The organism is Bacillus sp. CFBP9009 (genome assembly GCF_036541465.1).
GTDB lineage: Bacteria > Bacillota > Bacilli > Bacillales > DSM-1321 > Peribacillus.
In genome coordinates, this window is the sequence record NZ_JAZHFU010000016.1 from 77,760 (window position 1) to 103,947 (window position 26,188).

23 protein-coding genes and 1 riboswitch are annotated in these 26,188 nt (G+C 42.6%); of the genes, 1 reads left to right on the plus strand and 22 read right to left on the minus strand.

Features of this window, described 5'->3' with window-relative positions; all coding sequences use genetic code 11:
• Positions 1-6: 6 nt before the first annotated feature.
• From gatA to V3595_RS24175, 9 genes are all read right to left on the minus strand, one after another.
• Positions 7-1,467 carry an Asp-tRNA(Asn)/Glu-tRNA(Gln) amidotransferase subunit GatA gene (gene gatA, locus V3595_RS24135; RefSeq protein WP_485910182.1) on the minus strand — a complete coding sequence of 487 codons (1,461 nt, stop codon included), beginning with the start codon at positions 1,465-1,467 and terminating at the stop codon, positions 7-9.
• A gap of 12 nt (positions 1,468-1,479) precedes the next feature.
• Positions 1,480-1,770, minus strand: coding sequence for an Asp-tRNA(Asn)/Glu-tRNA(Gln) amidotransferase subunit GatC (gene gatC, locus V3595_RS24140; protein ID WP_137018236.1), 291 nt, complete (start codon positions 1,768-1,770; stop codon positions 1,480-1,482).
• 353 nt (positions 1,771-2,123) lie between these two features.
• Positions 2,124-3,293, minus strand: coding sequence for a CamS family sex pheromone protein (locus tag V3595_RS24145; protein WP_485910185.1), 1,170 nt, complete (start codon positions 3,291-3,293; stop codon positions 2,124-2,126).
• Between the two features lie 11 nt (positions 3,294-3,304).
• A complete protein-coding gene (ligA, locus tag V3595_RS24150; protein WP_485910187.1) occupies positions 3,305-5,311 on the minus strand; it encodes an NAD-dependent DNA ligase LigA in 2,007 nt (668 codons plus the stop codon).
• Positions 5,312-5,412: 101 nt separating this feature from the next.
• Entirely contained in the window at positions 5,413-7,659 is a 2,247-nt protein-coding gene (pcrA, locus tag V3595_RS24155; protein ID WP_485910188.1) for a DNA helicase PcrA, read from the minus strand.
• A gap of 61 nt (positions 7,660-7,720) precedes the next feature.
• Positions 7,721-8,404: a heptaprenylglyceryl phosphate synthase gene (gene pcrB / locus V3595_RS24160; RefSeq protein ID WP_485910190.1), complete on the minus strand. Its 684-nt coding sequence runs from the start codon at positions 8,402-8,404 to the stop codon at positions 7,721-7,723.
• Between the two features lie 220 nt (positions 8,405-8,624).
• The gene (locus V3595_RS24165) at positions 8,625-8,939 is read right to left on the minus strand and encodes a YerC/YecD family TrpR-related protein (protein ID WP_034306094.1); all 315 of its coding nucleotides are present in this window, start codon (positions 8,937-8,939) and stop codon (positions 8,625-8,627) included.
• 26 nt (positions 8,940-8,965) lie between these two features.
• Positions 8,966-10,003, minus strand: coding sequence for a DUF3048 domain-containing protein (locus V3595_RS24170; RefSeq protein ID WP_485910192.1), 1,038 nt, complete (start codon positions 10,001-10,003; stop codon positions 8,966-8,968).
• 43 nt (positions 10,004-10,046) lie between these two features.
• Positions 10,047-11,792, minus strand: a complete 1,746-nt coding sequence (locus tag V3595_RS24175; RefSeq protein WP_485910194.1) for an adenine deaminase C-terminal domain-containing protein — start codon at positions 11,790-11,792, stop codon at positions 10,047-10,049.
• Between the two features lie 146 nt (positions 11,793-11,938).
• On the opposite strand from V3595_RS24175, the gene V3595_RS24180 reads away from it, so the two are divergent.
• Positions 11,939-12,205, plus strand: coding sequence for a YgaP-like transmembrane domain (locus V3595_RS24180; RefSeq protein WP_485910195.1), 267 nt, complete (start codon positions 11,939-11,941; stop codon positions 12,203-12,205).
• Between the two features lie 49 nt (positions 12,206-12,254).
• Here V3595_RS24180 and purD read toward each other — a convergent pair whose 3' ends face one another.
• The 13 genes from purD to V3595_RS24245 all read right to left on the minus strand — a co-directional run bounded on the left by purD (position 12,255) and on the right by V3595_RS24245 (position 25,577).
• The gene (gene purD, locus V3595_RS24185) at positions 12,255-13,529 is read right to left on the minus strand and encodes a phosphoribosylamine--glycine ligase (protein ID WP_485910197.1); all 1,275 of its coding nucleotides are present in this window, start codon (positions 13,527-13,529) and stop codon (positions 12,255-12,257) included.
• 19 nt (positions 13,530-13,548) lie between these two features.
• Positions 13,549-15,084: a bifunctional phosphoribosylaminoimidazolecarboxamide formyltransferase/IMP cyclohydrolase gene (gene purH, locus V3595_RS24190; RefSeq protein WP_485910199.1), complete on the minus strand. Its 1,536-nt coding sequence runs from the start codon at positions 15,082-15,084 to the stop codon at positions 13,549-13,551.
• 18 nt (positions 15,085-15,102) lie between these two features.
• Positions 15,103-15,678, minus strand: a complete 576-nt coding sequence (gene purN / locus V3595_RS24195) for a phosphoribosylglycinamide formyltransferase (protein WP_485910201.1) — start codon at positions 15,676-15,678, stop codon at positions 15,103-15,105.
• Positions 15,678-16,703: a phosphoribosylformylglycinamidine cyclo-ligase gene (purM, locus tag V3595_RS24200; RefSeq protein ID WP_034306111.1), complete on the minus strand. Its 1,026-nt coding sequence runs from the start codon at positions 16,701-16,703 to the stop codon at positions 15,678-15,680. The genes purN and purM overlap by 1 nt, the downstream gene beginning before the upstream one ends.
• Before the next feature lie 42 nt (positions 16,704-16,745).
• Positions 16,746-18,161, minus strand: a complete 1,416-nt coding sequence (purF, locus tag V3595_RS24205; RefSeq protein WP_048680621.1) for an amidophosphoribosyltransferase — start codon at positions 18,159-18,161, stop codon at positions 16,746-16,748.
• Positions 18,146-20,365 (minus strand): phosphoribosylformylglycinamidine synthase subunit PurL, encoded by a 2,220-nt coding sequence (purL, locus tag V3595_RS24210; protein ID WP_485910204.1) that lies wholly within the window; start codon positions 20,363-20,365, stop codon positions 18,146-18,148. The genes purF and purL overlap by 16 nt, the downstream gene beginning before the upstream one ends.
• Complete coding sequence (gene purQ / locus V3595_RS24215) at positions 20,349-21,035, minus strand: phosphoribosylformylglycinamidine synthase subunit PurQ (protein ID WP_137018223.1); 687 nt, start codon at positions 21,033-21,035, stop codon at positions 20,349-20,351. The genes purL and purQ overlap by 17 nt, the downstream gene beginning before the upstream one ends.
• Complete coding sequence (gene purS, locus V3595_RS24220) at positions 21,032-21,286, minus strand: phosphoribosylformylglycinamidine synthase subunit PurS (RefSeq protein ID WP_034306118.1); 255 nt, start codon at positions 21,284-21,286, stop codon at positions 21,032-21,034. Before purS ends, purQ begins: the two co-directional genes overlap by 4 nt.
• Entirely contained in the window at positions 21,279-21,998 is a 720-nt protein-coding gene (purC, locus tag V3595_RS24225) for a phosphoribosylaminoimidazolesuccinocarboxamide synthase (RefSeq protein ID WP_485910206.1), read from the minus strand. The genes purS and purC overlap by 8 nt, the downstream gene beginning before the upstream one ends.
• A gap of 103 nt (positions 21,999-22,101) precedes the next feature.
• On the minus strand, positions 22,102-23,394 hold the full coding sequence (purB, locus tag V3595_RS24230) for an adenylosuccinate lyase (protein ID WP_034306123.1): 1,293 nt from the start codon (positions 23,392-23,394) through the stop codon (positions 22,102-22,104).
• Positions 23,391-24,551, minus strand: coding sequence for a 5-(carboxyamino)imidazole ribonucleotide synthase (gene purK / locus V3595_RS24235; RefSeq protein WP_485910208.1), 1,161 nt, complete (start codon positions 24,549-24,551; stop codon positions 23,391-23,393). The genes purB and purK overlap by 4 nt, the downstream gene beginning before the upstream one ends.
• Positions 24,535-25,023, minus strand: coding sequence for a 5-(carboxyamino)imidazole ribonucleotide mutase (gene purE / locus V3595_RS24240; RefSeq protein ID WP_101225050.1), 489 nt, complete (start codon positions 25,021-25,023; stop codon positions 24,535-24,537). The genes purK and purE overlap by 17 nt, the downstream gene beginning before the upstream one ends.
• A 177-nt stretch (positions 25,024-25,200) precedes the next feature.
• Positions 25,201-25,302: riboswitch (purine riboswitch) on the minus strand.
• Between the two features lie 74 nt (positions 25,303-25,376).
• Complete coding sequence (locus tag V3595_RS24245) at positions 25,377-25,577, minus strand: NETI motif-containing protein (RefSeq protein WP_485910210.1); 201 nt, start codon at positions 25,575-25,577, stop codon at positions 25,377-25,379.
• Positions 25,578-26,188 lie beyond the last annotated feature (611 nt).

Below are 26,188 nucleotides of genomic sequence, written 5' to 3' on the forward strand. Positions count from 1 at the left end.
CACCCCTTACAGCTTAGGAAATTGTTTATGAAAATCTGTTGCTTGCTCAAATGCGTGAGCGGCGCGGTAAATCGTGCTTTCATCAAAATGCTTCCCAATCATTTGCAGTCCAAGCGGAAGCCCATTCGCTGCGAATCCACATGGCACGGATATACCCGGTACACCAGCAAGATTGACTGGAATCGTCAAGATATCATTCGCATACATCGTTAATGGATCGTCGACTTTTTCACCAATTTTAAATGCAGGCGTAGGTGTAGTCGGTCCAACGATGACATCGTATTTTTCAAAGACATCTTCAAAGTCTTTTTTGATTAACGTACGTACTTTTTGAGCCTTTTTATAATAAGCATCATAATAACCTGAACTTAAGGAGAAAGTTCCAAGCATGATACGGCGTTTCACTTCGTCACCGAATCCTTCTGCACGGGTTTGCTTATACATTTCTATAAGTGTTTCTGCATTATCTGTACGGTGTCCGTAACGCACACCGTCAAAACGTGAAAGGTTAGCCGAAGCTTCCGATGAAGATAGCAGATAATAGGCAGCTAAAGCATATTTGGAATGCGGCAAGGATACCTCTTCCCATTCAGCTCCAAGCCCCTCTAATACTTTTAACGCTTCAAGTACGGAATTACGTGCTTCTTCCCCAACGCCTTCGCCAAGATATTCTTTAGGCACAGCTATTTTCAATCCTCTAACATCGCCTGTTAATGAATTCACAAAATTCGGCACGCCAACATTAGCAGAGGTCGAATCCATTGGATCCACACCTGAAATCGCTTCAAGCAAATAAGCGTTGTCTTCAACAGTTCTTGTAACGGGACCGATTTGGTCCAGTGAAGACGCAAATGCTACAAGTCCAAATCGGGAAACCCGTCCATAAGTAGGTTTTAAGCCGACAACTCCACAATATGCCGCTGGTTGGCGGATCGATCCACCCGTATCGGAACCTAAAGAGAATAGGACTTCACCGGAAGCGACAGATGCAGCTGAACCACCTGAAGAACCGCCTGGCACATATTCCGTGTTCCAAGGGTTGCGTGTTGCCTGAAACGCGGAGTTCTCATTGGAAGAACCCATCGCAAACTCATCCATATTCAATTTCCCGATCGTAACCGTTTCTGCATTCTGTAGCTTTTGAACAACGGTTGCATCATAGATTGGATCAAAGTTCTCCAAAATTTTGCTCGCACAAGTCGTACGCAAATTTTTAGTGACAATATTATCCTTCACTCCGATCGGCATACCAAATAAAGCGCCTTCGTTCTCGCCTTTTACCAATTGATCATCCAATCGTTTTGCTTGATTGCGGGCGTTTTCTTCATCAAGTGTCAAAAATGCCTTCACCTTGTCCTCTACCTGTCCGATTCGCTTATACGATTCGTTAACAAGATCAGTGACACTTATCTCTTTCTTATGTAAGCGTTCATGAAGCTCAGAAACCTTTTGTTCGAACAACGACATCATTGTCCCTCCTTATTCAATTATAGATGGTACACGGATATATCCATCTTTGCTATCCGGTGCATTTTTAACTACTTCTTCTACTGGCAATCCCGGTTTTGCGACATCTTCGCGCATAACATTCTTCATATCCAAAACGTGAGAAGTCGGGTTTACTTGATCCGTATCAAGCTCATTCAACTGCTCCGCGAATGAAATCATTTGGTCAAGCTGATGCTGAAACTGTTGTGCTTCTTCTTCCGTAATGGCCAAACGAGCCAAATGGGCAACGTGTTTAACTTGTTCCATAGAAATACGTGACATTCTCTTCACCTCCGAAAAAATATCCAAATCGACTGAATTTCGTCGCTTTTCTCCATATAATCATCGTTTAAATCATATCAAACTATTACACAGTAAAGCAACAAGAGATACAATGTCGAAATTCAATTATTTCATAAGGAAAAAGAGATATTTTCCGGGAAATATGGGGAAGTTGCCGGAATTTCCGGGGAAATGACAATAAGTCCTTTAAAATTCGACAAATGTTCCCTTTTTAAAGCAGTTGCTCCCTGAAATGGAAGGGTTTACTTCCTGCTTAAAGGTTATTTTGGATAGATTTTTCCCATTTAAAAGCGGGACACAAAAAAGATGAAGCCGCTAAGCTTCATCTTTTTTCATTCATATATATGAACGGTTGGTTCGTCCTGATTCGCTTCACGGACTATGAGTGCTTCAGGTCCATTTACAGAGGTGATGGATACCTGTACGGCAATATAGTTCGGAAAACGTTCCATTACAAGTCCAGCAACATATTGGGTAAAGCCGATCGCTTCGGAGTTCCCATAAAATTGAATGGGGATATCGATGTTCAGACTTTGCAATTGATCATCCATATAGAACGCCCTGCCGATGACTCCGTTAAAGTTAGGGAAGTATTCTTCGACATCTTCTTTAAAGTTCGTGAAAGTATTGACGTCATCACGGTATTTTTTTTCTGCCCCAGCAGAAGGAAATAGGAAATACTCTTCGTCCAAGTTCGTCCATTTTCCAATATTGTCTGAGTTTTTATCGATATTCGTATAGGAAATGAAATTCCCAGGGACTACTGAAGATTTTTCATTTTGCTCAAATAAGGCAATCGTAATCGGAACATTTTTCAGCTTGTCCATTTTACGCAGCCTTTTTAAGACTTCTGCAGCAATTTTCTCCCCTTCTTGCTTTAGCTTTTTACTATCGATTTTATTTTCATAGGTGGCACCGAATTCCTCCTTTTGATAGTAATGCACTGAATTCAACGCAAGACCTATTACAACTCCGCCAAGGCTCACTGAATTATCTTTTGTTTTTACCAAGTAATTATGTTCTAAAATATGGGCAAGATAGATCGGATTTTCTTCATTCCTCATATCAATGTCACCTTTACCTGGATCAACCGGATTCAAGCCAAGGTTCTCTGAGGCTTTCTTCTTCTTTTCTTTCAACTGACTATCGGTATATTTTCTGTTCAGCCAGGAAGATATCGTGGAACTATCCAGTACTTGCCCCTCTTGAAACAGGTAATCTTCCGGGTCGAATTGGGTTTGCGCCAACCGCATCAAACCATTTTCGAATTCTTCAATGTCATATCGGGTATTTAGATTGGATACGACCAAACCGCGTGCTTTTGATGGTTCAAACGGTAGGATTGTTTGATAATATTCTTCCGAAATTTTATACTTCGGAATAATTGCCGTTTCTTTTTTGTCTTTGGAGTCTTGAACTACCTCTTGCTTATCATCAAAACTAGGCGCACATCCAGCAAGAAGCAGTATAAGAATCATCCCCAAAATAGAGTGTTTCCTCATAGCTACACCTCTTATTTATTTAGTTCCTCAATCAGTCTCTCTTCATCCCATACCATGACGCCTAGGCTTTCCGCTTTTGCCAGTTTGGAACCGGCATCTTCGCCAGCTACGACCAAATCGGTTTTCTTGCTGACACTTCCAGCAACGTTAGCTCCTAGCGCCTCTAATTTCTCTTTTGCTTCGTTACGTGTTAACTGATGCAGTTTCCCCGTTAAAACGACTGTTTTACCGGCAAAAATGGAGTCGATATCTTCTATAGCAACAGCTCTTTGCCCTTTGAAAGTAAGATTCACACCGGCTGCATCCAGCTCATTCAATAATGCATGGACTTCTTCCAATTCAAAATAAGCCACGATGGAATCGGCCATCTTATCGCCTATTTCATTAATGGCCGTTAGTTCTTCACGGCTCGCCTTGCTTAAGGCTTCCATCGTCCCGAATTCCCTCGCAAGCGTCTTGGCAGCTTTTGAACCAACATGGCGAATGCCCAGCCCGAATAGTAATTTTTCCAACGAGTTGGTTTTCGAAGCTTCGATTGCTTGAAGAAGTTTATTGACGGATTTATCCCCCATCCTTTCCAAAGCAATCAGTTGATCGTATGTAAGCTTATAAATATCAGCCACATCTTGTATGAGTTCTTCTTTAAATAACAAGCTAATCACTTTTTCACCAAGACTGTCTATATTCATTGCTGTACGGGAAACAAAGTGAATCAGGCCTTCCCGTATTTGTGCAGGACACTTCGGGTTGATGCAGCGTAAAGCAACCTCCCCGTCCAGCCGGACAAGTTCACTGCTGCATTCCGGGCACTCAGTCGGCATCTGGAACTCGACTTCTTCCCCTGTACGGCGCTCTGTCAGTACATTGACTACCTCTGGAATGATGTCACCCGCTTTTTTCACGACCACTTGATCTCCGATTCTGATGTCCTTTTCACGGATTAAGTCTTCGTTATGAAGTGAAGCTCGCTGTACAGTGGTACCTGCTACCCGAACGGGATCCAAAACGGCGGTCGGGGTCAATACACCCGTACGGCCAACATTCAGCTCGATATCCCTTAGGGTTGTAATGACTTCTTCAGCTGGGAATTTATAAGCAATCGCCCATCGCGGACTTTTTGCAGTAAAACCTAATTCATCCTGCTGTTCAAGGGAATCCACCTTTACGACAATTCCATCAATATCATAGGCTAAGTTTGGACGTTGTTCCGTCCATTCTACTATATAGGCCAGCACTTCCTCTATATTCGAGCATCTTTTTCTTTCCCGATTCGTCTTAAACCCGAGTCGATCCAATAAATCCAGACCCTCACTGTGGGAACGTACCCCTGTTTCGCCCAAACCGGCAATCGCATAAAGGAAAATATCCAAGTTCCGTTTCGCAGCAAGTTTTGGGTCAAGCTGCCTTAACGAGCCGGCAGCTGCATTTCTTGGGTTTGCAAATGGTTCCTCACCGCGTTCTTCCTTAGCCTTGTTTAATGATTCGAATGATTTTTTTGGCATGAAGGCCTCACCGCGCACTTCTATGGCAACCGGCTCCCGCAGCTTCAATGGAATCGACTTGATCGTTTTTAAATTAGCGGTAATATCTTCACCGATCGTTCCATCTCCACGGGTTGCCCCTCTTACGAAATATCCATTCTCATATTGAAGAGTGACGGCAAGTCCATCAATTTTCAATTCACATACATAGGAAAAATCATCACCTACAGATTGTCTGACCTTTCTATCAAAATCCCTTAAGTCACTTTCATTGAAGGCATTGCCTAAACTAAGCATTGGTGTGGTATGCTCCACTTTTTCAAACATATCCAAAATGGCGCCACCGACCCGTTGTGTCGGTGAGTCCGCCGTTTGCAGTTCCGGAAATTTCTCCTCATACTCAATAAGTTCACGGAGCAGACGATCATATTCAGCATCAGGTACTGATGGCTGGTCCATCACATAATATTCATAGCTGTATTGGTTCAACAACGTTTGCAGTTCTAGAACTTTCTTCTCTGCAGCTTGTAAGTCCATACGTTCAATCCTTTCTAAAGAAGACTCCACCGCACTTCTTATAGAAGAGCGGTGTCTAAAGTCAGATATCCCTATTCTTTACCAGTGGAGGCATATTAATCTTAAGCTTTTTCAACTGGTGCAAATTTCGCCAATAGGCGTTTGATACCGATTGGACTTGGAAAGGCTATATCCAATTCCTTCCCTTCGCCTTCCCCTTTTACGCTCACCACGGTTCCTATTCCCCATTTTTTATGGGAGGCACGGTCACCGACAGCCCAGCCGATCTCTTCACCACCCGTTGCGGATGGCGCAGAAACAGCTCTTCCGAAGGCAGGCACTTTTCTTGTTGAAGCAGTTGAAGGAGATCCGGTTCTTGAAGAACTGAAAGGTGTTTGCCTAGCTCTAGGAGCCGGCTTCGGTTTTAGATCTTCAAGAAGTTCCTCTGGTATTTCACTAATGAAACGGGAAACGGGATTCATGCTGGTCCGTCCATACAATGTCCGCATTTGGGCATTGCTTATGAATAGTTCATTTTCAGCCCTTGTAATTCCCACATAAGCCAGACGGCGTTCTTCTTCCATCTCCTCTTCATCCATAAGCGATCGGCTGTGAGGGAATACCCCTTCTTCAAGGCCCAATAGAAAGACCACCGGATATTCAAGTCCCTTCGCTGAATGCAGCGTCATCAACGTTACCATATTTGTAGCTTCTTCAGTATTCTCGTCAAGTTGGTCTATATCGGCAACCAACGCAAGGTCAGTCAAAAAGCCCACCAATGATTTGTCCTCGCTGTTATCTTCGAATGCTTTCGTAACAGATAAAAACTCATCTATATTTTCAAGGCGGCTTTGTGATTCAATCGTTTTTTCTGCCTGCAGCATCTCACGGTAACCGGTTTTCTTAATGACTTCCTCTACAAGTTCCGTCACGGATAAGTACTCCTGCTGATTTGTATAGTTAGTGATCAGCGTATGGAATTCCCTTGCCGCTTTGGTAGCCTTCCCGCTTATCCCTACCATTTCCACAGATTCCAGTGCTTTATAAATGGAAACATCATATTGATCTGCATAATCTGCCACTTTGTCCATTGAAGTTGCACCAATTCCGCGTTTTGGTACATTGATTACACGGCGAAGACTGATATCATCATCAGGATTCGCAATAAGGCGAAGATAGGCAAGTAAATCCTTAATCTCTTTACGGTCATAGAACTTGGTGCCCCCGACTATTGCATAATTTATATTGGATTTAAGCAGAACTTCCTCCATGACACGTGATTGTGCATTTGTTCTGTAAAGTATTGCTATATCTGAATATTTCCGGCTGCCATCCTGGACTAACTCATTTATCTTTCCGGCTACGAATTGCGCTTCCCCTTGTTCATTGTCTGCACGGTAATAGAATATCTTATTGCCATCTGCATTCTCGGTCCAAAGATTTTTCGGCTTCCGGTTTTGATTGTTATCGATGACCTTATTCGCCGCTGCAAGAATCTTTTTCGTCGAGCGGTAATTCTGTTCAAGGAAAATCATGTTGGCATTCGGATAATCCTTTTCAAATGAAAGGATATTCGCAATATCCGCACCGCGCCAACGATAGATCGATTGATCGGAATCCCCGACAACACAGAGATTACGAAAGCGTGAAGCCAGCAGTTTAACTAGCATGTATTGAGCCCTGTTCGTATCTTGATACTCATCAACATGAATGTATTGAAATTTACGCTGATAATATTCAAGCACCTCAGGTACGAGCTGGAACAATTGAATCGTCATCATGATCAAATCATCGAAATCGAGCGCTGAATTTTTACGCAGCCGTTTTTGGTATTCCGTATATACATCGGCAGTTACTTTAGTGAAGTAATCAGACGCCGTCTTCACGTACTCTTCCGGCCCGACCAATTCATTTTTCGCTGAACTGATGCTACCTAAAATGGTACGATAATCATATTTCTTTGTATCCATATTGCGGTCTTTCATGATTTGTTTTATGACCGATTGCTGATCCGTCGTATCCAATATCGAGAAGTTCCTATTAAATCCGATACGGTCGATATCTCTTCGTAAAATACGGACACACATCGAGTGGAAAGTCGAAATCCAGATATCTTCGGACGCACCGCCAAGTATGGCACGGATCCTCTCCTTCATTTCACGTGCCGCTTTGTTGGTAAACGTGATTGCAAGGATGTTCCAAGGCGCTATTTCCTTCTCGACCATCAAGTAAGCTATTCGGTGAGTCAGCACACGCGTCTTTCCACTTCCTGCCCCAGCCATGATTAAAAGTGGGCCATCAGTTGCTTTCACTGCTTTTTGTTGCTGTTCATTCAAACCTATTAGTAATTTTTCCGCTAAATATTGCATTATCACACCACCTATACGAACATTCGTTTCTGTTTTAGTATACTATATTTATTACATGTTTTCATTTAACTGCCGAAACTGTTGCAAGTGCCACTTCCAAATCTTCATAAATCACATTGCCGACAACGATGACATCCGCAATCTTGGACATCTCTTTGGCCTGTTCAACCGATTTTATCCCACCGCCATAGAATAGTACGGTATCCTCCAAACTCTCTTTGGCCGCTTCCACCATCTGGACATCGCCATAATCACCGCTGTATTCCAAATAAAAAATCGGCAGGTTGAACATCTTTTCTGCCATCATCGCGTATGCACCCACATCATCCATATCCAAATCGGTATTGGCTTTCGTCATCTGGGCCGCCTTGCACTCAGGATTCAGGATACAGTACCCTTCAACGAAAATTTCATCCCAATTCAAAAGGTATCCGTATTCCTTGACTGCTTGCTGATGCAGTTTCATCATCCAATCCGGGTTGGTGCTATTCAGGACACTCGGAATGAAATATAAATCAAACCCTGGCGTCACCGTTTCAACAGAAGAAATTTCCATCACACATGGGACGGTATATCGTCTGACACGTGCCATTAAATGAAGCACATTCTCTAGCGTGATACCATCCGTTCCCCCGACCATGATTGCATCAGTACCGGATTCACAGACTTTCTCTAGGGCCTCATCACTTATTTCTTTATTTGGATCGAGTTTGAAAACATGTTTCCACTCGCGAAAATCGTACATTATAATCCTCCATTCACACTTCCCATTACACCATTATAGCATTAAGATTTTTCATTAAAAAAGAGAAGTATCGATAAAATGTTATTACCAAATGGAACCTCTGAATCTAAAATCCAATATAACACGGATACGGTTGAAAGACAGCCGGCAAAGAGAGTCCTGAACGCAAAATAAAAAGCCGGGAAATGAATTCCCCGGCTTTTTATTTTGATCGAAAGAATTAGGATTCAGTTGTTTCCTCAACGTTATCCTTAATACGGTTAAGTGCCATGGAATAAGCATCATTTCCGTAATTCAAGCAGCGTTTGACCCTGGAAATCGTAGCCGTGCTTGCACCCGTTTCCGTTTCGATTTTATGATAGGTTTTTCCTTCTTCAAGCATGCGGGCTACTTCAAGACGCTGTGCCAGTGATGAAATTTCATTAACTGTGCATAAATCATCAAAAAATCGATAGCATTCGTCCAAATCACGCAAGGAAAGGATCGACTTAAACAGCTGATCCGTTTCTTTTCCTCTTAACTTATCAATTTGCATGTTACTCCCCCTCAATTTCATGGGTATCAAAATGAGACGTCTCCTACTAAACCAGGTTCATCCGGAATAATATTGATCCAAGTTTTCCCTGGAATCAACCCTACTTCTTTATCGTTTTTCACTGGTATAATCCGACCATCCTTATTAACCCATTCTACTTCATTAGCTTTTCCTTTTTGAAGTAAATAACCATTTCCGCCACTTTTCAAGTCGATTTTACGACGCCCTTTATCGTCGATCACTTGATGAGCAGCCTCAATGATCAATATATTATCCAGTAAAATAGGTTTATTCGATTTATGCTCGACTGTTTGCTTTCCATTCGAATAACGTTTATATTTCTCTTCCGTGGCTTCGTATTCATACTGTACATCATACTCGTCTGATCCGTAGGAAACCTCGGTTTTCAATGCCGGTTCCCCTTGAAGTCCAGCTGCCTCTTCCTTGGTAAGGAAAGCATAAGGCTCCGGTGCACCATTCAACTCATATCCCTTTTCCTTCGCACCTTTTTGGATATCCTCAAAGGAGGTGTAGGAATTATGCGGTGCTTTTCGATCTGCCGAACGTTGAAACAAAGTACCATCATAATATAATCCGTTCAAGTTATCAATATACCCTTTGTCCAGCATGGTTTTTGCCTCGGGGCTGTTCCCATGACAGACATAGATGCAATCAAGGCCTTTAGCCAATTCGATATAATAGTCCCTTGCACTCCGGATCGGACCGATTTGGCTTGGCATTTCACTTTGGAAGATAGCTAAAAATCTGGTTATGTCACCTTCTGCGAGCATTTCAAAGACGATATCGGCTTCTGAGAGGCCCGATTGTGGGCGTGCTTCCGGATGATTATTAATCATCACTGCTGCAGCCCTGCGCTCACTGCCTGCATCGGTGGCTATACCTGTTAGTGGAAACTCATTGGAAGGTTCATTTTTCACATCTGTATTTTTGATGACAGCTTGGTCTTTCGGCTTATTGTCATCCGATGCAGGATCTTCTTTCGTAGAACATCCTGCCAGCAGTAAAATAGCAATAACGATGAAAAGAACTCTCTTAAGGTTCATCTTTCCACTCCTCTGATTTATTAGCCATTTCTTCTCTTATATTTTAACGCATTATAGTAGGAAAGAGTATAGTTTTATTCATTACATCATATACTCCTCGCTGGGTTAGCCTTATATATGGCAGATGGGTTGTCGAAAAGAATGAAAGGGTGTACACAGGATCGGCGAAGCGATAACCTCTCTCACGCAGCAAATGTTTCAATTCATTTTCTTCTTCTATCAGTTCAGGAACCTCCTTGGTGGACATGACTCCCTTTAATTTCAGAGGAAGTTCATGGATCACCTTGCCTTGTTCCGTTAAAATGATTCCACCGCCGATTTCCTTCAGCCGGTTAAATGCCAAATGCATATCCTTTTTCCTTTTACCGATCAGTATGATATCACCTGTATTTGTATAAGAGCCTGCGAAGCCGCATAATTTGTCCGCAAACCCTTTTAATATCGTATTGATGCGCCATTTCCCTTCCCGATCGATAAGCATGAAAAAGCATTCATCATCCTCAAAGTTCAGTTCTTCATGGCCAACATCATTGGCAAGCGAGTACGGTTTCGTAATTACATTATTGACCAATTCAATTCCAAACGGCATGGAAAATTCAAAATCTTCCTTTAAACTAAGATCCCAATCAAGATCGAGCGGTTTAAAATCGAAATCACTCCATTCGATTTCCTGTTTATCCGGAATGATTTCACCTTCCCTTTTAACCCATTTCCCTTTTGCCATTACCGAAACCGGTGCGGGTTCCTTTACATCGGTCAGGAAGTTGATGTTCGCTACCCTTCCAGTGGCAATATTGCCATGAAGGTATTCAATGTTATAATACCGTGCGATGTTGATAGTTGCCATATTGTATGCATCGATGACCGGAACACCATGCTCTATCGCTATTTTGATCAAGCAGTCTATGAAACCACCTTCATAAAAGGACGGCGGCGATCCATCTGTCGTATAAAAGAATTTGTCATAATGATCGATGCCCAGTTCATGGATTTCCCGTATCAGCTTTGGTAAATCCGGACGGATCGAAGAATGTCTTAACGATACATAATAGCCCTGCAGTAAGCGCGACATGACCTCATCGCCTGTCATTGCCTCATGATCACAATCGGCGCCGAACAAGGTCATTTTTGCTAAAGTCTTCTCTGAAGCTCCTGGAAAGTGTCCTTCAATTTTCTTCCTCATTCGCTTGGCTTCCTGAATCCAGTGCAGCATCATGTCATCCCCATCGAGAAGCTTCGGCCATCCAGTCAGTTCCCCGCCCTGTAATACGGCATCATGCTCCAGCCATGATTTAACGGCCCCATGGGAAAAGACCATATCTTCATCGATCAATTCCGTTTGTCCGTCAAAACGGCTCCACCAATACATTGTTACAGGAATGTTACGTAATTCTTTCAAAAGAGAAAACGCTTTCTTTTTATCTAACTGCAATAGAAACGGCAAGTTATCATTGATCAATGTCGTTGTGCCAAAATGAGATGCATAACGTGAAAAAGAAAGGGGATTATATAATTGAGAAGGGTGTGAATGCGGCTCAATATAACCCGGGACCAAGTACTGGTTTGTACAGTCTACCATTTCACAGCGGTCTATATTATCAGGAAGCTTATCGCCAACATATATGATGCGATCCTCATATATCCATATATTCGCCTTTACCCATTTTCGTAATGCCTGATTTAAATAAGTCGTATTTTTAAGCAGAATGTGTGGTGCCCTATTGCCATCCAGCACATCTATATGTTCTCTTAGATGTTTATTTTTCCATCTATAGCGCTGTTCAAGCATAAACATTCCCCCATAAGTTATTAGAAACAGATGTATGAAAAAAACCATTTTCAATCCAATTTTATTTCATAGTAACATACTTGCCCCATTAGAACAGTAATGTTATCCAGAATATTGTTAAATTTTTGTGAAGGGATGGACTTTAAATGAAGTTTAAACAAAATATCAGTATAATAAATGCATTAATGCGAATTACCTGTGGTTTTACATTTTTAACATGGGCTATGGCTAAAATGGTGAAAAAACCATGGAAAAACCAATCTTACATAATCGTGGTGATGCTTTCTGCCATGAAAATAGGCGAAGGCATACTCCGCTATTGTCCTGTCGTCGATGCGATGGAAAACGGACAGAACTTGATGAAAAGTGAATCAAAACAGGAAAATGAATCTAATCAATCTTATTCATATTAAGTTTTTTCTAAAGAAGAAGCTGACTCCGCTTAGAGTCAGCTTCTTTATATTATGATGAAAAATTGTATTTTATTGCTCGGTAGCCAATATCCGTTCGCCAAAATAAGCCAGCTTTCTCAATATGCCCTAACTCTTTATATACTTCAGCTTGCGCAGAGGCCAAATCTTTCCCTTTTGCAGCAACCAGAAGTACACGTCCGCCATTCGAGATGAAGTTCCCTTCATTATTGAGAGCCGTTCCAGCATGATAAACATGGGCTTTCTCATCAATCTTTTCCAAGCCTTTAATGATAGATCCCTTTTTATATTCCCCTGGATATCCATCAGCTGCGACGACCACTCCAAGCACGGCTTCTTCATGCCATTCAAGTTCTAAATCCTCTCCAGAAAGAACCGCTTCAAGCGTATCCACGAAATCTGTTTTTAGGCGCGGTAAAACAACTTGCGTTTCCGGATCGCCAAAACGTGCATTGAACTCAATGACTTTTGTGCCTTTTTCAGTAGCGATCAATCCGGCATATAATATTCCTGTAAAACTCCGATTCTCAGAAATCATCGCATTTACCGTGGGCTTAAGAATCGTTTCGACTGCAGTCTGAATCATTTCATCGGAAATTTGCGGCACCGGTGAGTATGCACCCATTCCACCTGTGTTCGGACCCTGATCTCCATCAAAAACCCGCTTATGATCCTGAGCAATGACCATCGGATACACTTTTTCCCCATTAACGAATGCCATCAATGAAAATTCCTCGCCATCAAGGAATTCCTCAATAACGACTTTGGCAGATGCTTCCCCGAACTTTGCCCCGACAAGCATATCATGGATGGCGTCTAACGCCTCTTCCATCGTCATAGCAACTACGACACCTTTTCCAGCAGCCAAACCATCCGCTTTTATGACGATGGGTGCACCCATTTTTTCGATATATGCCTTTGCTGAATCATAATCAGAGAATGTTTCATATTCCGCTGTCGGAATGCTGTAGTTCTTCATTAAATCTTTAGCAAAGGATTTACTTCCCTCGATGACAGCAGCACGGCCATTAGGGCCAAATACCTGTAATCCTGCCTCCGCAAAATCATCGGCAAGTCCATTCAACAAAGGTGTTTCGGGCCCGATCACCGTTAATGAAACTGCATTCTTTTTGGCAAAGGCAACCAATTCCCCGTGATTGTTTTCATCAATTGGAACAAGAGTCGCCACATCGGTCATCCCTGGATTTCCCGGTGCAGCAAAAACAGTCCCAACCCGTTTACTTTCAAATAGTTTGCGGGCTATGGCATGCTCCCTGCCGCCCCGGCCAATTACTAGTACATTCATTATCGCACCTCGTTTTTGATTAATGTTTAAAGTGACGAATTCCTGTAAACACCATTGTAATCCCATATTCATCAGCTTTCTTGATTGAATCCTCATCTTTAACAGATCCACCAGGCTGAATGATTGCCGTGACGCCCGCTTTTGCTGCCGCTTCTACAGTATCATCCATTGGGAAGAAAGCATCTGATGCCAATGCACTTCCTGTCGCTCTTTCCCCAGCTTGTTCCAGAGCAATTTTTGCAGCTCCTACACGGTTCATTTGACCTGCGCCAACACCTAATGTCATTTGATCGTTACAAACCACTATTGCATTCGACTTGACATGTTTCACGATTTTCCAGCCAAGTTCCATGGCTTTCCACTCTTCAGGGGTAGGCTCACGTTTCGTTGCCACTTTTACCTCTGCATCCTTTAAGCTATGTGCATCCCGATCTTGAATAAGTAATCCGCCTTCAATGGATGTCAATTTACGTTCAGGCTTTTTAACCGCGTCGAAATCGATCGTTAATAAACGTAGGTTTTTCTTGCTTGTCAATACTTCCACTGCCTCTTGTGTAAACCCAGGGGCAATGATGATTTCAAGGAAAATTTCATGAAGCTTTTCCGCTGTCGCCTTATCGACTTCACGGTTCAAAGCGATGATCCCACCGAAAATGGAGGTGGCATCTGCCTCATAAGCTTTTTCATATGCTTCCAAAATGGTCGCACCGACACCGACGCCGCAAGGATTCATATGTTTGACTGCAACTGCAGCAGGCTCATTGAATTCTTTAACGATTTGAAGTGCTGCATCAGCATCATTGATGTTGTTGTATGATAGTTCTTTTCCATGTAATTGCTTCGCTTCTGCAATTGAGAAAACGGAACCAAGCGGTTTTTTATAGAATGCGGCTTTTTGATGTGGATTTTCCCCATAACGAAGCGACTGTTTCAATTCATAGGTAACAGTCAATGATTCAGGATTTTCTTCATCGGCAAGCTCTGTCATATACTCTGAAATAACTGCATCATATGCTGCCGTATGCCGGAAAACTTTTGCAGCCAGGCGGCGATTCGTGGTTTTTGCTACCCCGCCGTTTTGTTTCAGCTCAGCCAATACGGTAGGATAATCATTGGAATCAACGATAACAGTCACATATTCGTGGTTTTTAGCAGAAGAACGAAGCATTGTCGGTCCACCGATATCGATGTTTTCAATAGCATCTTCCACAGTGACTTCCGGTTTGGAAATAGTCGCTTGGAATGGATATAGGTTTACACAGACAAGTTGAATGGGTTCAATATTATGCTCAGCTAGCTGTTCTGCGTGACTTTTGTCATCATGTTTTGCCAACACTGCTCCATGGACATTCGGGTGAAGCGTTTTAACACGTCCATCCAATATTTCCGGGAAACCGGTGACGTCACTGATTCCGATAACCTCAATACCATTTTCCTGAAGCGTTTTTTTGGTACCGCCTGTAGAAATGATTTCAAAACCTGCTTCAATTAAACCTTGAGCAAATTCTACGATACCTGTTTTATCCGATACACTAATTAATGCGCGTTTCTTCATGTTATGTTGGTCCCTCCATTAAGTAAGTTTCTTGTGGCATAGCTCCTGCAAAACTGATGGATACAAGTCATGCTCCATTTCCTGAATCCTTTTCTGAAGGATGTCTTTCGTATCCCCTTCAAGAATTGGCACTGTTTTTTGGGCAATGACCGGTCCTGTGTCCATTCCATCATCAACATAATGAACGGTTACCCCCGTTTCCTTCACTCCGGCATCAAAAGCCTGGCCAATTGCATCCTTGCCTGGAAAACTAGGCAGAAGTGAAGGGTGGATGTTCATAATCCTCTGTGAATACTTTTGTAATAATGTCGGACCGATCAAACGCATATAACCAGCAAGAATGATGAATTCTATCTCATACTGGCGAAGTTTTTCCAGGATTTCCGATTCATATTCAGTCTTGTTGGAGTAATTCTTTGCTGAAAAGGAGAAAGAGTCAATATTCTCAAGCTTTGCTCTCTCAAGCACATATGCGTCTTCACGATCGCAAACGACAAGACAGATTTCCGCCTCCAACTTTCCACTTTTTATTGCTTCAGCAATTGATTGAAAATTACTACCGTTACCTGATGCAAAAACAGCAAGGCGTTTCATTATTTGAACGACACTCCATTTCCATCCACGATCGTTCCAATAATTGAGGCTTCTTCACCGCAAGACTTTAGGTGGGCTAGCACATCCGATGCCACTTCTTTTTTGACGACAGCCGTCATCCCAATACCCATATTGAAGATATTGAACATTTCCTCTTTTACAAGGTTTCCTTTTTCTTCAAGGAATGAAAATATAGTTGGAATTTCCCAGCTTCCAAGCTCGATTTCAACACCGCATCCTTCAGGAAGGATACGCGGAATATTCTCGATGAATCCTCCACCGGTGATATGGGCAAGACCATTAACCTCAAATTTTTCCAACGTCGATAAAACGGACTTCACATAGATTTTCGTCGGTTTTAATAATTCCTCTCCCAACTTGCAATCCAGTTCCGGTACGAAGTCATGAAGCCCCATACCTGAGTCTTCAAGAAGGATCTTACGAACAAGGGAATACCCATTACTGTGTATGCCGCTTGAAGCGAGTCCAATAACAACATCACCAGCCGAGATCGCTTCACCAGTAATCAGACGTGATTTTTCAACGGCACCTACAGTAAATCCTGCCACATCGTATTCTTCCGTCTCATACATGCCCGGCATTTCAGCCGTTTCTCCGCCGATTAAAGCACAGCCCGCCTGCTCACAGCCATCTGCAATTCCTTTGACGATCATTTCAATTCGTTCAGGATCTGCTTTACCGCAGGCAATATAATCTAAAAAGTATAAAGGTGCAGCACCTTGAACGACAACATCATTGACGCACATAGCTACACAATCCACTCCAATTGTATCGTGTTTATCCATCATGAACGCCAACAAAAGTTTTGTACCCACTCCATCCGTACCAGAAATGAGCACAGGTTCTTTAAGGTTCAAGGAAGATAAATCAAACATGCCGCCGAAACCGCCCAGACCATTCATTACTTCTGGACGAAATGTGCGCTTTACATGTTTCTTCATTCGATTTACCGCTTCATAACCAGCCTCAATATCCACACCAGCCTGTTTATATGCATTAGCCATTTGAAATCCTCCTCCGAAAATCAATCATCATTGCCGACTTGATTAACATTTTGTTTTTTCTCGTTCGTATTCAAAAATTTCAGTCGGATAATTTCCGGTGAAACAAGCTAGGCATGAACCGCGCGTTTCTCCAGGAAACGGTCGTCCAATTGCTTCGACCATACCTTCGACACTTAAAAAAGTTAAGGAATCAGCTTCAATGATTTCCCTTATTTCCTCCACCGATTTTGAGCTCGCAATCAGTTCTTCCTTTTTAGACGTGTCTATGCCATAAAAACATGGATTCTTGATCGGTGGTGAGCTGATTACTACATGCACTTCTTTCGCTCCGGCATCTTTTAACATGCGGACAATCCTTCTGCTCGTTGTCCCACGGACGATTGAATCATCAACCATTATGACCCGCTTGCCTTCCACTACCCCTCTTACAGGTGATAGTTTCATCTTTACGCCTTGTTCACGCAGACTTTGTGATGGCTGAATGAAAGTCCGTCCAACATAACGGTTCTTTATTAAACCCATTTCATAAGGAATGCCTGCAGCTTCAGCATAGCCAATCGCCGCCGAGATGCTGGAATCAGGTACACCTGTAACTACGTCTGCTTCAATTTTGGTTTCGAGTGCCATTTGCTTACCAAGGTTTTTCCGTGCCGTATGAACATTGATACCATCAATGTTGCTATCCGGACGGGAAAAATACACGTACTCCATCGTGCACATTGCCTGTTGGCTGGAAAGCGAAAAGTATTCGGATGTGATTCCCTCATCATTAATGACAACGAGTTCACCCGGCTCAATATCGCGGATGAATTCTGCACCTACAATATCAAGTGCACATGTTTCGGATGCAGCGAAATATGCATCGCCTATTTTCCCCAAGGAAAGTGGACGGAAGCCATGCGGATCTCTTGCCATGATCATTTGGGTTTCGGTCATGATGACAAAGGCATAGGCTCCCTTCAGCATGCTTAAACTGTTCTTCACAGAATCTCTTACATCCGAGTAGCCGGAGCGTTTAATCAGATGTGCCAGAACTTCCGTATCAGAGGTCGTTTGAAAAATGCTTCCTTGTCCTTCAAGCTGTGCTTTTAATTGATGGGCATTGACGATATTCCCATTATGAGCAAGGGCCAGCCCTCCTGTATGAGAATTGAACAGGAAAGGCTGAACATTTTGATACCCGCCGCCGCCTGCCGTTGTATAACGGACATGGCCTATTGCCGCTTTACCGCTACCGGAAAGTGCCTGCATTTTTTCCGCAGTGAATATCTCTGTGACAAGTCCTTCGCCCTTAGAGATGGACATCTGCTCACCATCCGTCACGACGATGCCCGCTCCCTCTTGACCACGATGTTGCAAGCTATGCAAACCGTAGTAAGCAAGCTGCGCTGCATCGGGATGTCCCCAGACTCCAACAACACCACACTCTTCGTTTAGGCTTCTTATTTCAGCAAGCATGGTATGGCTCCCTTCCAAGCTGTTTGTAAATCTTCAACGTCCGCTTCCAACACTTTGCTATCACTTGTTGCTACGACTAATTTATTATCAGCCGTTACTGAGCCTATGCAAATCGCATCTTCAACAAGAGCTTCAAATGACGCTTGATTATCAGGATTGATGGACAGTAAGAATCGTGATTGCGTTTCACTGAATAATTCAGATACAGGTTCCCCGGATATATTCACTTTTGCCCCTAGTTTGCTAGCCCCGAATAAAGATTCAGCTAAAGCCACTGCCAAACCGCCTTCCGAAAGGTCATGGGCTGATGCAACAAGTCCGTTTTGAATTGCCGTCAGAATTTGCTGCTGACGTTTTTGTTCAAGGTCCAAATCAAGTTCTGGAGCGCGTCCAAAGATTTTACCCTCGAGCATTTTCTGTAATTCACTGCCTCCGAATTCAACTTTCGCTTCACCGACCACGTAAATCAAATCGGATTCATTTTTAAATGTTTGTGTTGTGATGTGCTTAAGGTCATTGACTAGACCAACCATTCCAACTACAGGCGTCGGATAAATCGCTTCACCATTCGTTTCATTATAAAGGGAAACATTTCCGCCGATTACGGGAGTACTTAAGCTTCTGCAAGCTTCACTCATACCGTCTGCCGCTTTTTCCAGTTGCCAGAATATTTCTGGTTTTTCTGGATTCCCAAAGTTCAAGCAATCCGTAATCGCTAAAGGTTCCGCACCCGAGCAAATGATGTTACGGGCTGCTTCAGCCACAGCGATTTTGCCGCCTGTTTCAGGATCTAAATAAATAAAGCGGGAGTTACAATCCGTCGTCATGGCAAGGGCTTTATTCGTACCACGTACACGCACTACCGCTGCATCCGATCCAGGTGAGACGACTGTATTCGTGCGGACCATGTAATCATACTGGTCGTAGACCCATTCCTTACTCGAAATTGTCGGTTGCTTCAATAGTGATACCAATGTTTCTTTATAATCTTCAATGACTGGCACTTCTGCCGTCATGCTTTGGAAGTCACGGAAATATTGCGGCTCTGCAGATGGCTTGTGATAAATAGGAGCTTCTTCAGCCAATGCATCAACCGGAACCTCAGCAACGATTTCACCTTGATGGGAAAGGGTTAGGTTTTTATCATCCGTTACTACACCAACAGCAACCGCTTCTAGGTCATATTTCGTAAACAAGTCGACGATTTCCTGTTCGCGTCCTTTAGTGACAACGATCAGCATCCGCTCTTGTGATTCAGATAGCATCATTTCATATGCTGTCATTCCCGTTTCACGCTGCGGTACCAAATCCAGGTTCATTTTTATTCCTGAGCCAGCTTTACTCGCCATCTCGGCAGATGAGCTTGTAAGACCTGCTGCTCCCATATCCTGAATGCCAACAAGGGCATCATTTTGAATCAATTCAAGGCATGCTTCCAAAAGCAGCTTCTCCATGAATGGATCGCCTACTTGTACGGCAGGCCGTTTCTCTTCCGAAGACTCTGATAGCTCTTCAGATGCAAATGTTGCTCCATGAATACCATCACGTCCAGTTTTGGCACCCACATACATCACTGTGTTGCCCACTCCATGCGCTTGGCCTTTTTTAATGTCCTTATGATCGATCAAACCGACACACATTGCATTGACAAGAGGATTTCCTTCATACGATGGATCAAATTGAATTTCTCCGCCGACAGTTGGAATTCCGATACAATTCCCGTATCCTGCAATCCCTGCAACCACTTCTTTAAATAAATATTTCACACGATCATTGTCTAGCTCACCGAAGCGAAGCGAGTTTAACATCGCAATCGGACGGGCTCCCATGGAGAAAACATCACGGATAATTCCGCCGACACCAGTAGCGGCACCTTGATAAGGCTCTATTGCCGAAGGGTGGTTATGACTTTCAATTTTAAAAACGACAGCCTGATCGTCACCGATATCAACGATACCTGCTCCTTCACCAGGACCTTGTAGCACTTTCTCCCCTGTAATCGGGAATTTCCTTAAGATGGGTTTTGAATTTTTGTAGGAACAATGCTCTGACCACATAACCGAAAACAATCCAGTTTCCGTATAATTCGGCAGTCTGCCTAAGATTTTCTCCACCATTGCAAATTCATCATCGGATAGTCCCATTGTTGCGTACAATCGATCCGATTTAATTTTTTCCGGACTTGGTTCAAGCTGTAATAACATGTGATTCCCTCCAGTTTTTTACGATGGATTGAAAAATCTTTAAGCCGTCTTTACTGCCAAGCAGCGAATCAACAGCACGTTCGGGATGAGGCATCATTCCGAGGACATTTCCTTGTTCATTTGTAATTCCCGCTATTTGCTCCAAGCTTCCGTTTGGATTTTCACCATCATACGTGAACAAGATGCGGTTATTTTGTTTTAATTCAGCCAATGTCTCATTATCGCAGTAGTAATTCCCTTCACCATGGGCAACAGGGATCGTAATCGTTTCATTTAATTCATATCCTGTCGTGAACATCGATTGATTATTTTCAACCTTCAGTCCTACATTGCGGCAAATGAATTTCAAGCCTTCATTACGGCGCATCGCACCAGGTAAAAGTCCTGCTTCAAGTAAAATCTGAAAACCATTGCAGACACCCAATACAGGCTTTCCTGCTTGTGCCGCTTTTACGACTTCTGCCATTACATTCGAAAATCTTGCAATTGCTCCAGAGCGTAAATAGTCTCCATAAGAGAAACCTCCAGGAAGAAGAATCCCATCATACTGATCTAGATTGTCTGTAGAGTGCCAAACATACTCCACTTCTTCCCCCAGTGCATCCTTTATCGCATGGTACATATCGACATCACAATTGGAACCAGGGAAAACTATGACAGCAAATTTCATTGGGTGATAACCTCCTCAACATCATAACGGTAAGCTTCAATTACCGTATTGGCCAATAGTTTTTCACACATTTCCTTCACAAGTTGATCTAAATCACGATCCGTATCCTTAATTGTAAGTTCAATGTATTTCCCCACTCGAACATCACTAACTTCGTTATAAGTCAAACTATGAAGTGATTGTTGCACTGCTGCTCCCTGTGGATCTAGTACACTTTCGCGTAGTGTGATATATACCTTAACCTTATACATGTTGAGTGCCCTCCAACTTTGCTAGTATTTTTTCGTAAGCATCTGTTAAACTTCCTAAATCACGGCGGAATACATCTTTGTCTAACTTTTCGTTCGTATTAATATCCCATAAGCGGCAGGTATCAGGTGAAATTTCATCCGCCAGCAGAATGTCTCCATTCGAGGTTTTACCAAACTCTAATTTAAAATCAATCAATTTAATGTCTAACTCTTTAAAGAAGGAAGTTAAGACGATACTGATTTCTTGTGCCTTTTCTTTTAAAATCGCTACATCTTCCTTGCTTGCAAGTTCCAATTCTTCAATATGGTCTTCCGTTAACAGAGGATCGCCGAGTTCGTCATCTTTATAGTAAAACTCAATCAGCGTTTTCTTGAGCGGCTGGCCTTCTTCAATGCCAGTTCTTTTAGAAAAACTGCCGGCAGCCGTATTTCTGACAACGACTTCAAGTGGAATGATGGATACCCTCTTGACTAGCTGCTCCCGGTCGGAAAGCATTTCAATAAAATGGGATGGGATATTCTCTTGGGCAAGCTTTGAAAATAGTAAGCTAGTAATTTGATTATTCAACTTACCTTTTCCGGCAATCTCTGACTTCTTCTCACCATTAAACGCTGTTGCCGAATCCTTGTATTCCACCCAAACTATTTCACTGTTGTCCGTTGCAAAAATCTGTTTCGCTTTTCCTTCATACAACAATTCTCGTTTTTCCATCTGTCCAGACCCCCACATTGTGAATATTATGAATCTTCCTGCCATTGATCAGGCTTGGCAAACATATTACCGTTTAGAGGTGCCATGTTTGCCGCCTTCACTTTTATAAACCTAAACGATCAAAGATTACATCAACATTTTTCAGGTGATGTGTAGGATCGAAACAATCATCAAGTTCTTCTTTCGTAAGCAAGCTTGTGATTTTATCATCCTTTTCGATCAGGCTTCTGAATGGAACCTGAAGCTCCCATGCTTCCATCGCTTTCGGCTGAACCGTATCATAAGCTTCTTCACGGACAAGTCCTTTATCGATAAGGGAAAGCAGTACACGTTGTGAGAAAATCAATCCAAGCGTACGGTCCATATTGCGTTTCATATTTTCTGGATAAACGGTCAAGTTCTTCACTATGTTGCTGAAACGGTTCAGCATGTAGTTTAATGCGATCGTTGCATCCGGCAAGATGATGCGCTCAGCAGAAGAATGCGAAATGTCACGTTCATGCCATAATGGCACATTCTCATATGCTGTCATCATGTAACCGCGGATTACACGAGCCATACCCGTCATATTTTCAGAACCGATTGGATTCCGTTTATGAGGCATTGCCGAAGATCCTTTTTGTCCTTTTGCAAAGAATTCTTCCACTTCGCGTGTTTCACTTTTTTGCAAGCCGCGAATTTCAACTGCGAATTTTTCAATTGATGTCGCAATTAAAGCCAATGTGCTCATATAATGTGCGTGACGATCGCGCTGCAATGTTTGTGTTGAAATTGGCGCTGCTTCAAGGCCAAGCTTTTCACAAACGAATTTTTCAACGAACGGGTCGATGTTTGCGTAAGTTCCGACAGCTCCAGAGATTTTCCCAACCTCTATGTTCTTTCTAGCTTCTTCAAAACGTTCGACATTGCGTTTCATTTCTTGATACCAAAGAGCCAGTTTCAACCCAAAAGTGGTCGGTTCAGCATGAACTCCATGTGTACGTCCCATTTGAACCGTGTATTTATGTTCTTTCGCTTTATTTTTCAGGATCTCCACGAAGTTATTTAAATCCTTGGCAAGTATCTCATTCGCTTGCTTTATCACATATGAAAGAGCTGTATCCACCACATCAGTGGAAGTCAGTCCGTAATGGACCCATTTCCGTTCTTCACCCAACGTTTCAGAAACCGCACGTGTAAAAGCAACAACATCGTGGCGTGTATCTTTTTCGATTTCATTGATACGGTCTACATCGAATGTAGCATTTTCACGAAGAAGCTTCACATCTTCTTTAGGAATGACACCTAGCTCAGACCATGCTTCACAAGCTAAGATTTCAACTTCCAACCACGCATTAAAGCGGTTCTTTTCTGTCCAAATGTTTCCCATCTCTGGGCGGGTATAACGTTCAATCATTTTACTTCCTCCGTTTCAACCTGTTGATTCCATATTTTGCTTCGATCACTTTCCAAAAGAGCTTCCTCAATCGTTGGACGTAAAATATTCACATGACCCATTTTCCGCTTAAGCTTGGCTTCTTTCTTACCGTAAAGGTGAACCTTCCAATCTGAAAGCGTCGGAATTTCATCCATTAAGGGCCTGACATGCTCACCTAGGATGTTTATCATTACCACAGGCTTCAATAACTCCGTATTTCCGAGCGGCCAATTGCAGACAGCCCTTATATGCTGTTCGAACTGTGAAGTCTCACATGCTTCCATTGTATAATGGCCTGAGTTATGAGGTCTTGGAGCTAATTCATTAATGATGATATCATCCTGAGCGGTTAAAAACATCTCGACCGCCAATGTCCCCACCAAATCAAGTTTCTCTGCAAGCTGCAAAGCTTCATTAATAGCTTTCCGTTCAGCTTGTTGACTAATACGGGCGGGAACAATGCTTTTATGAAGAATGTTTTTAACATGAATGTTTTCTGCAATCGGAAAATGACTTGTCTCGCCATCTGCCTTGCGCGTCACGATAATGGATATTTCTTTTACGAAAGGAATCCAGGCTTCCAGCACACATATACCTGTTTTGAGCAGGGATTCAGCCTTTTTGATGTCGGCTTCTTCCTTAATGACCAACTGCCCTTTTCCATCATAACCGCCCCGCGTCGTTTTTAACACACTAGGGTACCCTAATTTCTCTATATGAAGGTAAATTTCTGAAATATCCTGTATTTCCTGATATGGAGCAACGGAAGCTCCTGCATCAGATATGGCTTTTTTTTCCGTCAGCCTATCCTGTGTCAGCTTTAATAATTCTGAGTCCTGTGGAAGAAATGCATGTTGCTTTAACCAATCCAGTGCTTCTGAACTGATATTTTCAAACTCGTATGTTATGACGTCACTGACCTCAGCCAACCTTTTCAATGCTTCGATATCATCATAAGCACCAGTGATTTCAATATCCGCCACTTGAGCACATGGACCTTCTGCTGTCGGCTCAAGGACCGCTATCTTAAAGCCCGATGCCTTAGCCGATAAGGCCATCATCCTGCCCAATTGTCCACCGCCGATTATTCCAATGGTCTGTCCCGGTAAAATGATTGTATTATTTAAGTTGTTCACTGCTCTGTAACACCTTTTCTCTCGTTTCGTCTCGTAAAGCCTCTAACCTATCAGCAATGTCAGAATCAAAAGCTGCTAATATTTGAGCCGCAAACAAACCGGCATTGACTGCGCCCGCTTTTCCGATCGCAACCGTTGCAACCGGTACGCCACCAGGCATTTGAACAATCGATAATAACGAATCCATCCCATTTAATGCCTTCGACTGTATTGGCACGCCTATCACAGGGACAATCGTTTTAGCGGCGGTCATACCTGGAAGATGTGCAGCCCCGCCTGCTCCGGCAATAATCACTTTAATATCTCTATCTTTTGCACTCTCTGCATATTCAAATAGTAAATCCGGCGTCCGGTGGGCGGAAACGACTCTTTTTTCATAGGGAATCTCAAGCTGTTCCAATGATTCACAAGCGTATTTCATCGTTTCCCAATCCGAGACACTTCCCATAATAACCCCAACTTGCGGTTTCATATCATCTTTCCCTCCAACACTCATATTATGGCGTCCCGGGTATGCAGACGGACGCTTATCATTTATCTATAACATGTAAATTAAAAAACCGGACAGGTTGCTTCCTCATCGAGAAAGCAACCTGTCCGGAGAAGAAAGCCCTTTTGAAAAAACAAAAAGACTTGGCTAGTTTCCGAAATAGTCAGATGCTTTTCTCATAGTCCGATGATTTACGGTCATCAGGTAGAAACTTTTGGGCCATATCCCCATGATTATATGAGATGTATTAATGTAACTTCATCTTACCTTCCGGGCATTTTAATGTCAAGTTAAAATCGAATATTTTTACATGATATTAATTAATCGTTCGTGTTTTACTCAATTAATTTTGCTTCGAATACAATTTTTCGATCAACTGGCACATAATGGACCTTGCCATTCTCGATTCTCTCGGCAAAGATAGGCTCTTCCGTTCTCCTTACAGGAAAATACCCTGCCTCTTTAATTCGATCTAAACATGCATTGATTGTCTCGCCCTCGATAACTTCAAACTTTTCCTTACTCTTTTTACTCACAATACCTATTCCTTCCATAATTCTATTTTGTCTGTCTTCTTCCTTAGCATTTAACTTGTATTATTATCATTAATAAATTCTTCCTAGTATAATGAAAAGAACAAGTAAAGACAAGAATACATTTCAAAAAAATCGATTACATTATAATGGAAATTCCATAATGCCTAAGATTATGATATCCCTGTCTTCCGTAAAAGCACCTACACCCATAAATTATACATCCTCTTCACTATCCTACCCTTCTTCCCCTCTGAATTACTATAGCCTTATTCATGAAATTAACCTCTGCTCCATATTCGTATCTTGCTCTCGCGAATTATTTCAATTCAAGTAAGACCGATTTTATAAGTCAGCTGTTGTAATTTGAGAGAATTTAACGAAGGTCGACTTATTTCACTTTAGGTTGAATTAATTAGCCTGTGGGTCGATTTATTTTATTTTAGGTCGAAAAAGTTAGGCTGCAGGTCGATTAGATGTTAATTTACGTCACTCATCCCTGAAAGCCGAAAAGATTGCAATACAAAAAAGACCAGCCGGATGGCTGATCTTAATAAATGGCTTGGCGGCGTCCTACTCTCACAGGGGGAAACCCCCAACTACCATCGGCGCTG

What these genes read in the sequence shown, in the direction of transcription:
- purF (WP_048680621.1), bottom strand. Translation starts at nt 18,161, where the DNA reads ATGCTTGCTGAAATAAGAAGCCTAAACGAAGAGTGTGGTGTTGTTGGA.
- purE (WP_101225050.1), bottom strand. Translation starts at nt 25,023, where the DNA reads ATGAAACCGCAAGTTGGGGTTATTATGGGAAGTGTCTCGGATTGGGAA.
- purQ (WP_137018223.1), bottom strand. Translation starts at nt 21,035, where the DNA reads ATGAAATTTGCTGTCATAGTTTTCCCTGGTTCCAATTGTGATGTCGAT.
- purB (WP_034306123.1), bottom strand. Translation starts at nt 23,394, where the DNA reads ATGATTGAACGTTATACCCGCCCAGAGATGGGAAACATTTGGACAGAA.
- purD (WP_485910197.1), bottom strand. Translation starts at nt 13,529, where the DNA reads ATGAATGTACTAGTAATTGGCCGGGGCGGCAGGGAGCATGCCATAGCC.
- purL (WP_485910204.1), bottom strand. Translation starts at nt 20,365, where the DNA reads ATGTTATTACAGCTTGAACCAAGTCCGGAAAAAATTAAATCGGATCGA.
- V3595_RS24170 (WP_485910192.1), bottom strand. Translation starts at nt 10,003, where the DNA reads ATGAACCTTAAGAGAGTTCTTTTCATCGTTATTGCTATTTTACTGCTG.
- V3595_RS24175 (WP_485910194.1), bottom strand. Translation starts at nt 11,792, where the DNA reads ATGCTTGAACAGCGCTATAGATGGAAAAATAAACATCTAAGAGAACAT.
- V3595_RS24180 (WP_485910195.1), top strand. Translation starts at nt 11,939, where the DNA reads ATGAAGTTTAAACAAAATATCAGTATAATAAATGCATTAATGCGAATT.
- pcrB (WP_485910190.1), bottom strand. Translation starts at nt 8,404, where the DNA reads ATGTACGATTTTCGCGAGTGGAAACATGTTTTCAAACTCGATCCAAAT.
- purH (WP_485910199.1), bottom strand. Translation starts at nt 15,084, where the DNA reads ATGAAGAAACGCGCATTAATTAGTGTATCGGATAAAACAGGTATCGTA.
- pcrA (WP_485910188.1), bottom strand. Translation starts at nt 7,659, where the DNA reads ATGCAATATTTAGCGGAAAAATTACTAATAGGTTTGAATGAACAGCAA.
- purS (WP_034306118.1), bottom strand. Translation starts at nt 21,286, where the DNA reads ATGTATAAGGTTAAGGTATATATCACACTACGCGAAAGTGTACTAGAT.
- gatA (WP_485910182.1), bottom strand. Translation starts at nt 1,467, where the DNA reads ATGTCGTTGTTCGAACAAAAGGTTTCTGAGCTTCATGAACGCTTACAT.
- V3595_RS24165 (WP_034306094.1), bottom strand. Translation starts at nt 8,939, where the DNA reads ATGCAAATTGATAAGTTAAGAGGAAAAGAAACGGATCAGCTGTTTAAG.
- purM (WP_034306111.1), bottom strand. Translation starts at nt 16,703, where the DNA reads ATGGCTAATGCATATAAACAGGCTGGTGTGGATATTGAGGCTGGTTAT.
- V3595_RS24145 (WP_485910185.1), bottom strand. Translation starts at nt 3,293, where the DNA reads ATGAGGAAACACTCTATTTTGGGGATGATTCTTATACTGCTTCTTGCT.
- purC (WP_485910206.1), bottom strand. Translation starts at nt 21,998, where the DNA reads ATGGAAAAACGAGAATTGTTGTATGAAGGAAAAGCGAAACAGATTTTT.
- gatC (WP_137018236.1), bottom strand. Translation starts at nt 1,770, where the DNA reads ATGTCACGTATTTCTATGGAACAAGTTAAACACGTTGCCCATTTGGCT.
- purN (WP_485910201.1), bottom strand. Translation starts at nt 15,678, where the DNA reads ATGAAACGCCTTGCTGTTTTTGCATCAGGTAACGGTAGTAATTTTCAA.
- ligA (WP_485910187.1), bottom strand. Translation starts at nt 5,311, where the DNA reads ATGGACTTACAAGCTGCAGAGAAGAAAGTTCTAGAACTGCAAACGTTG.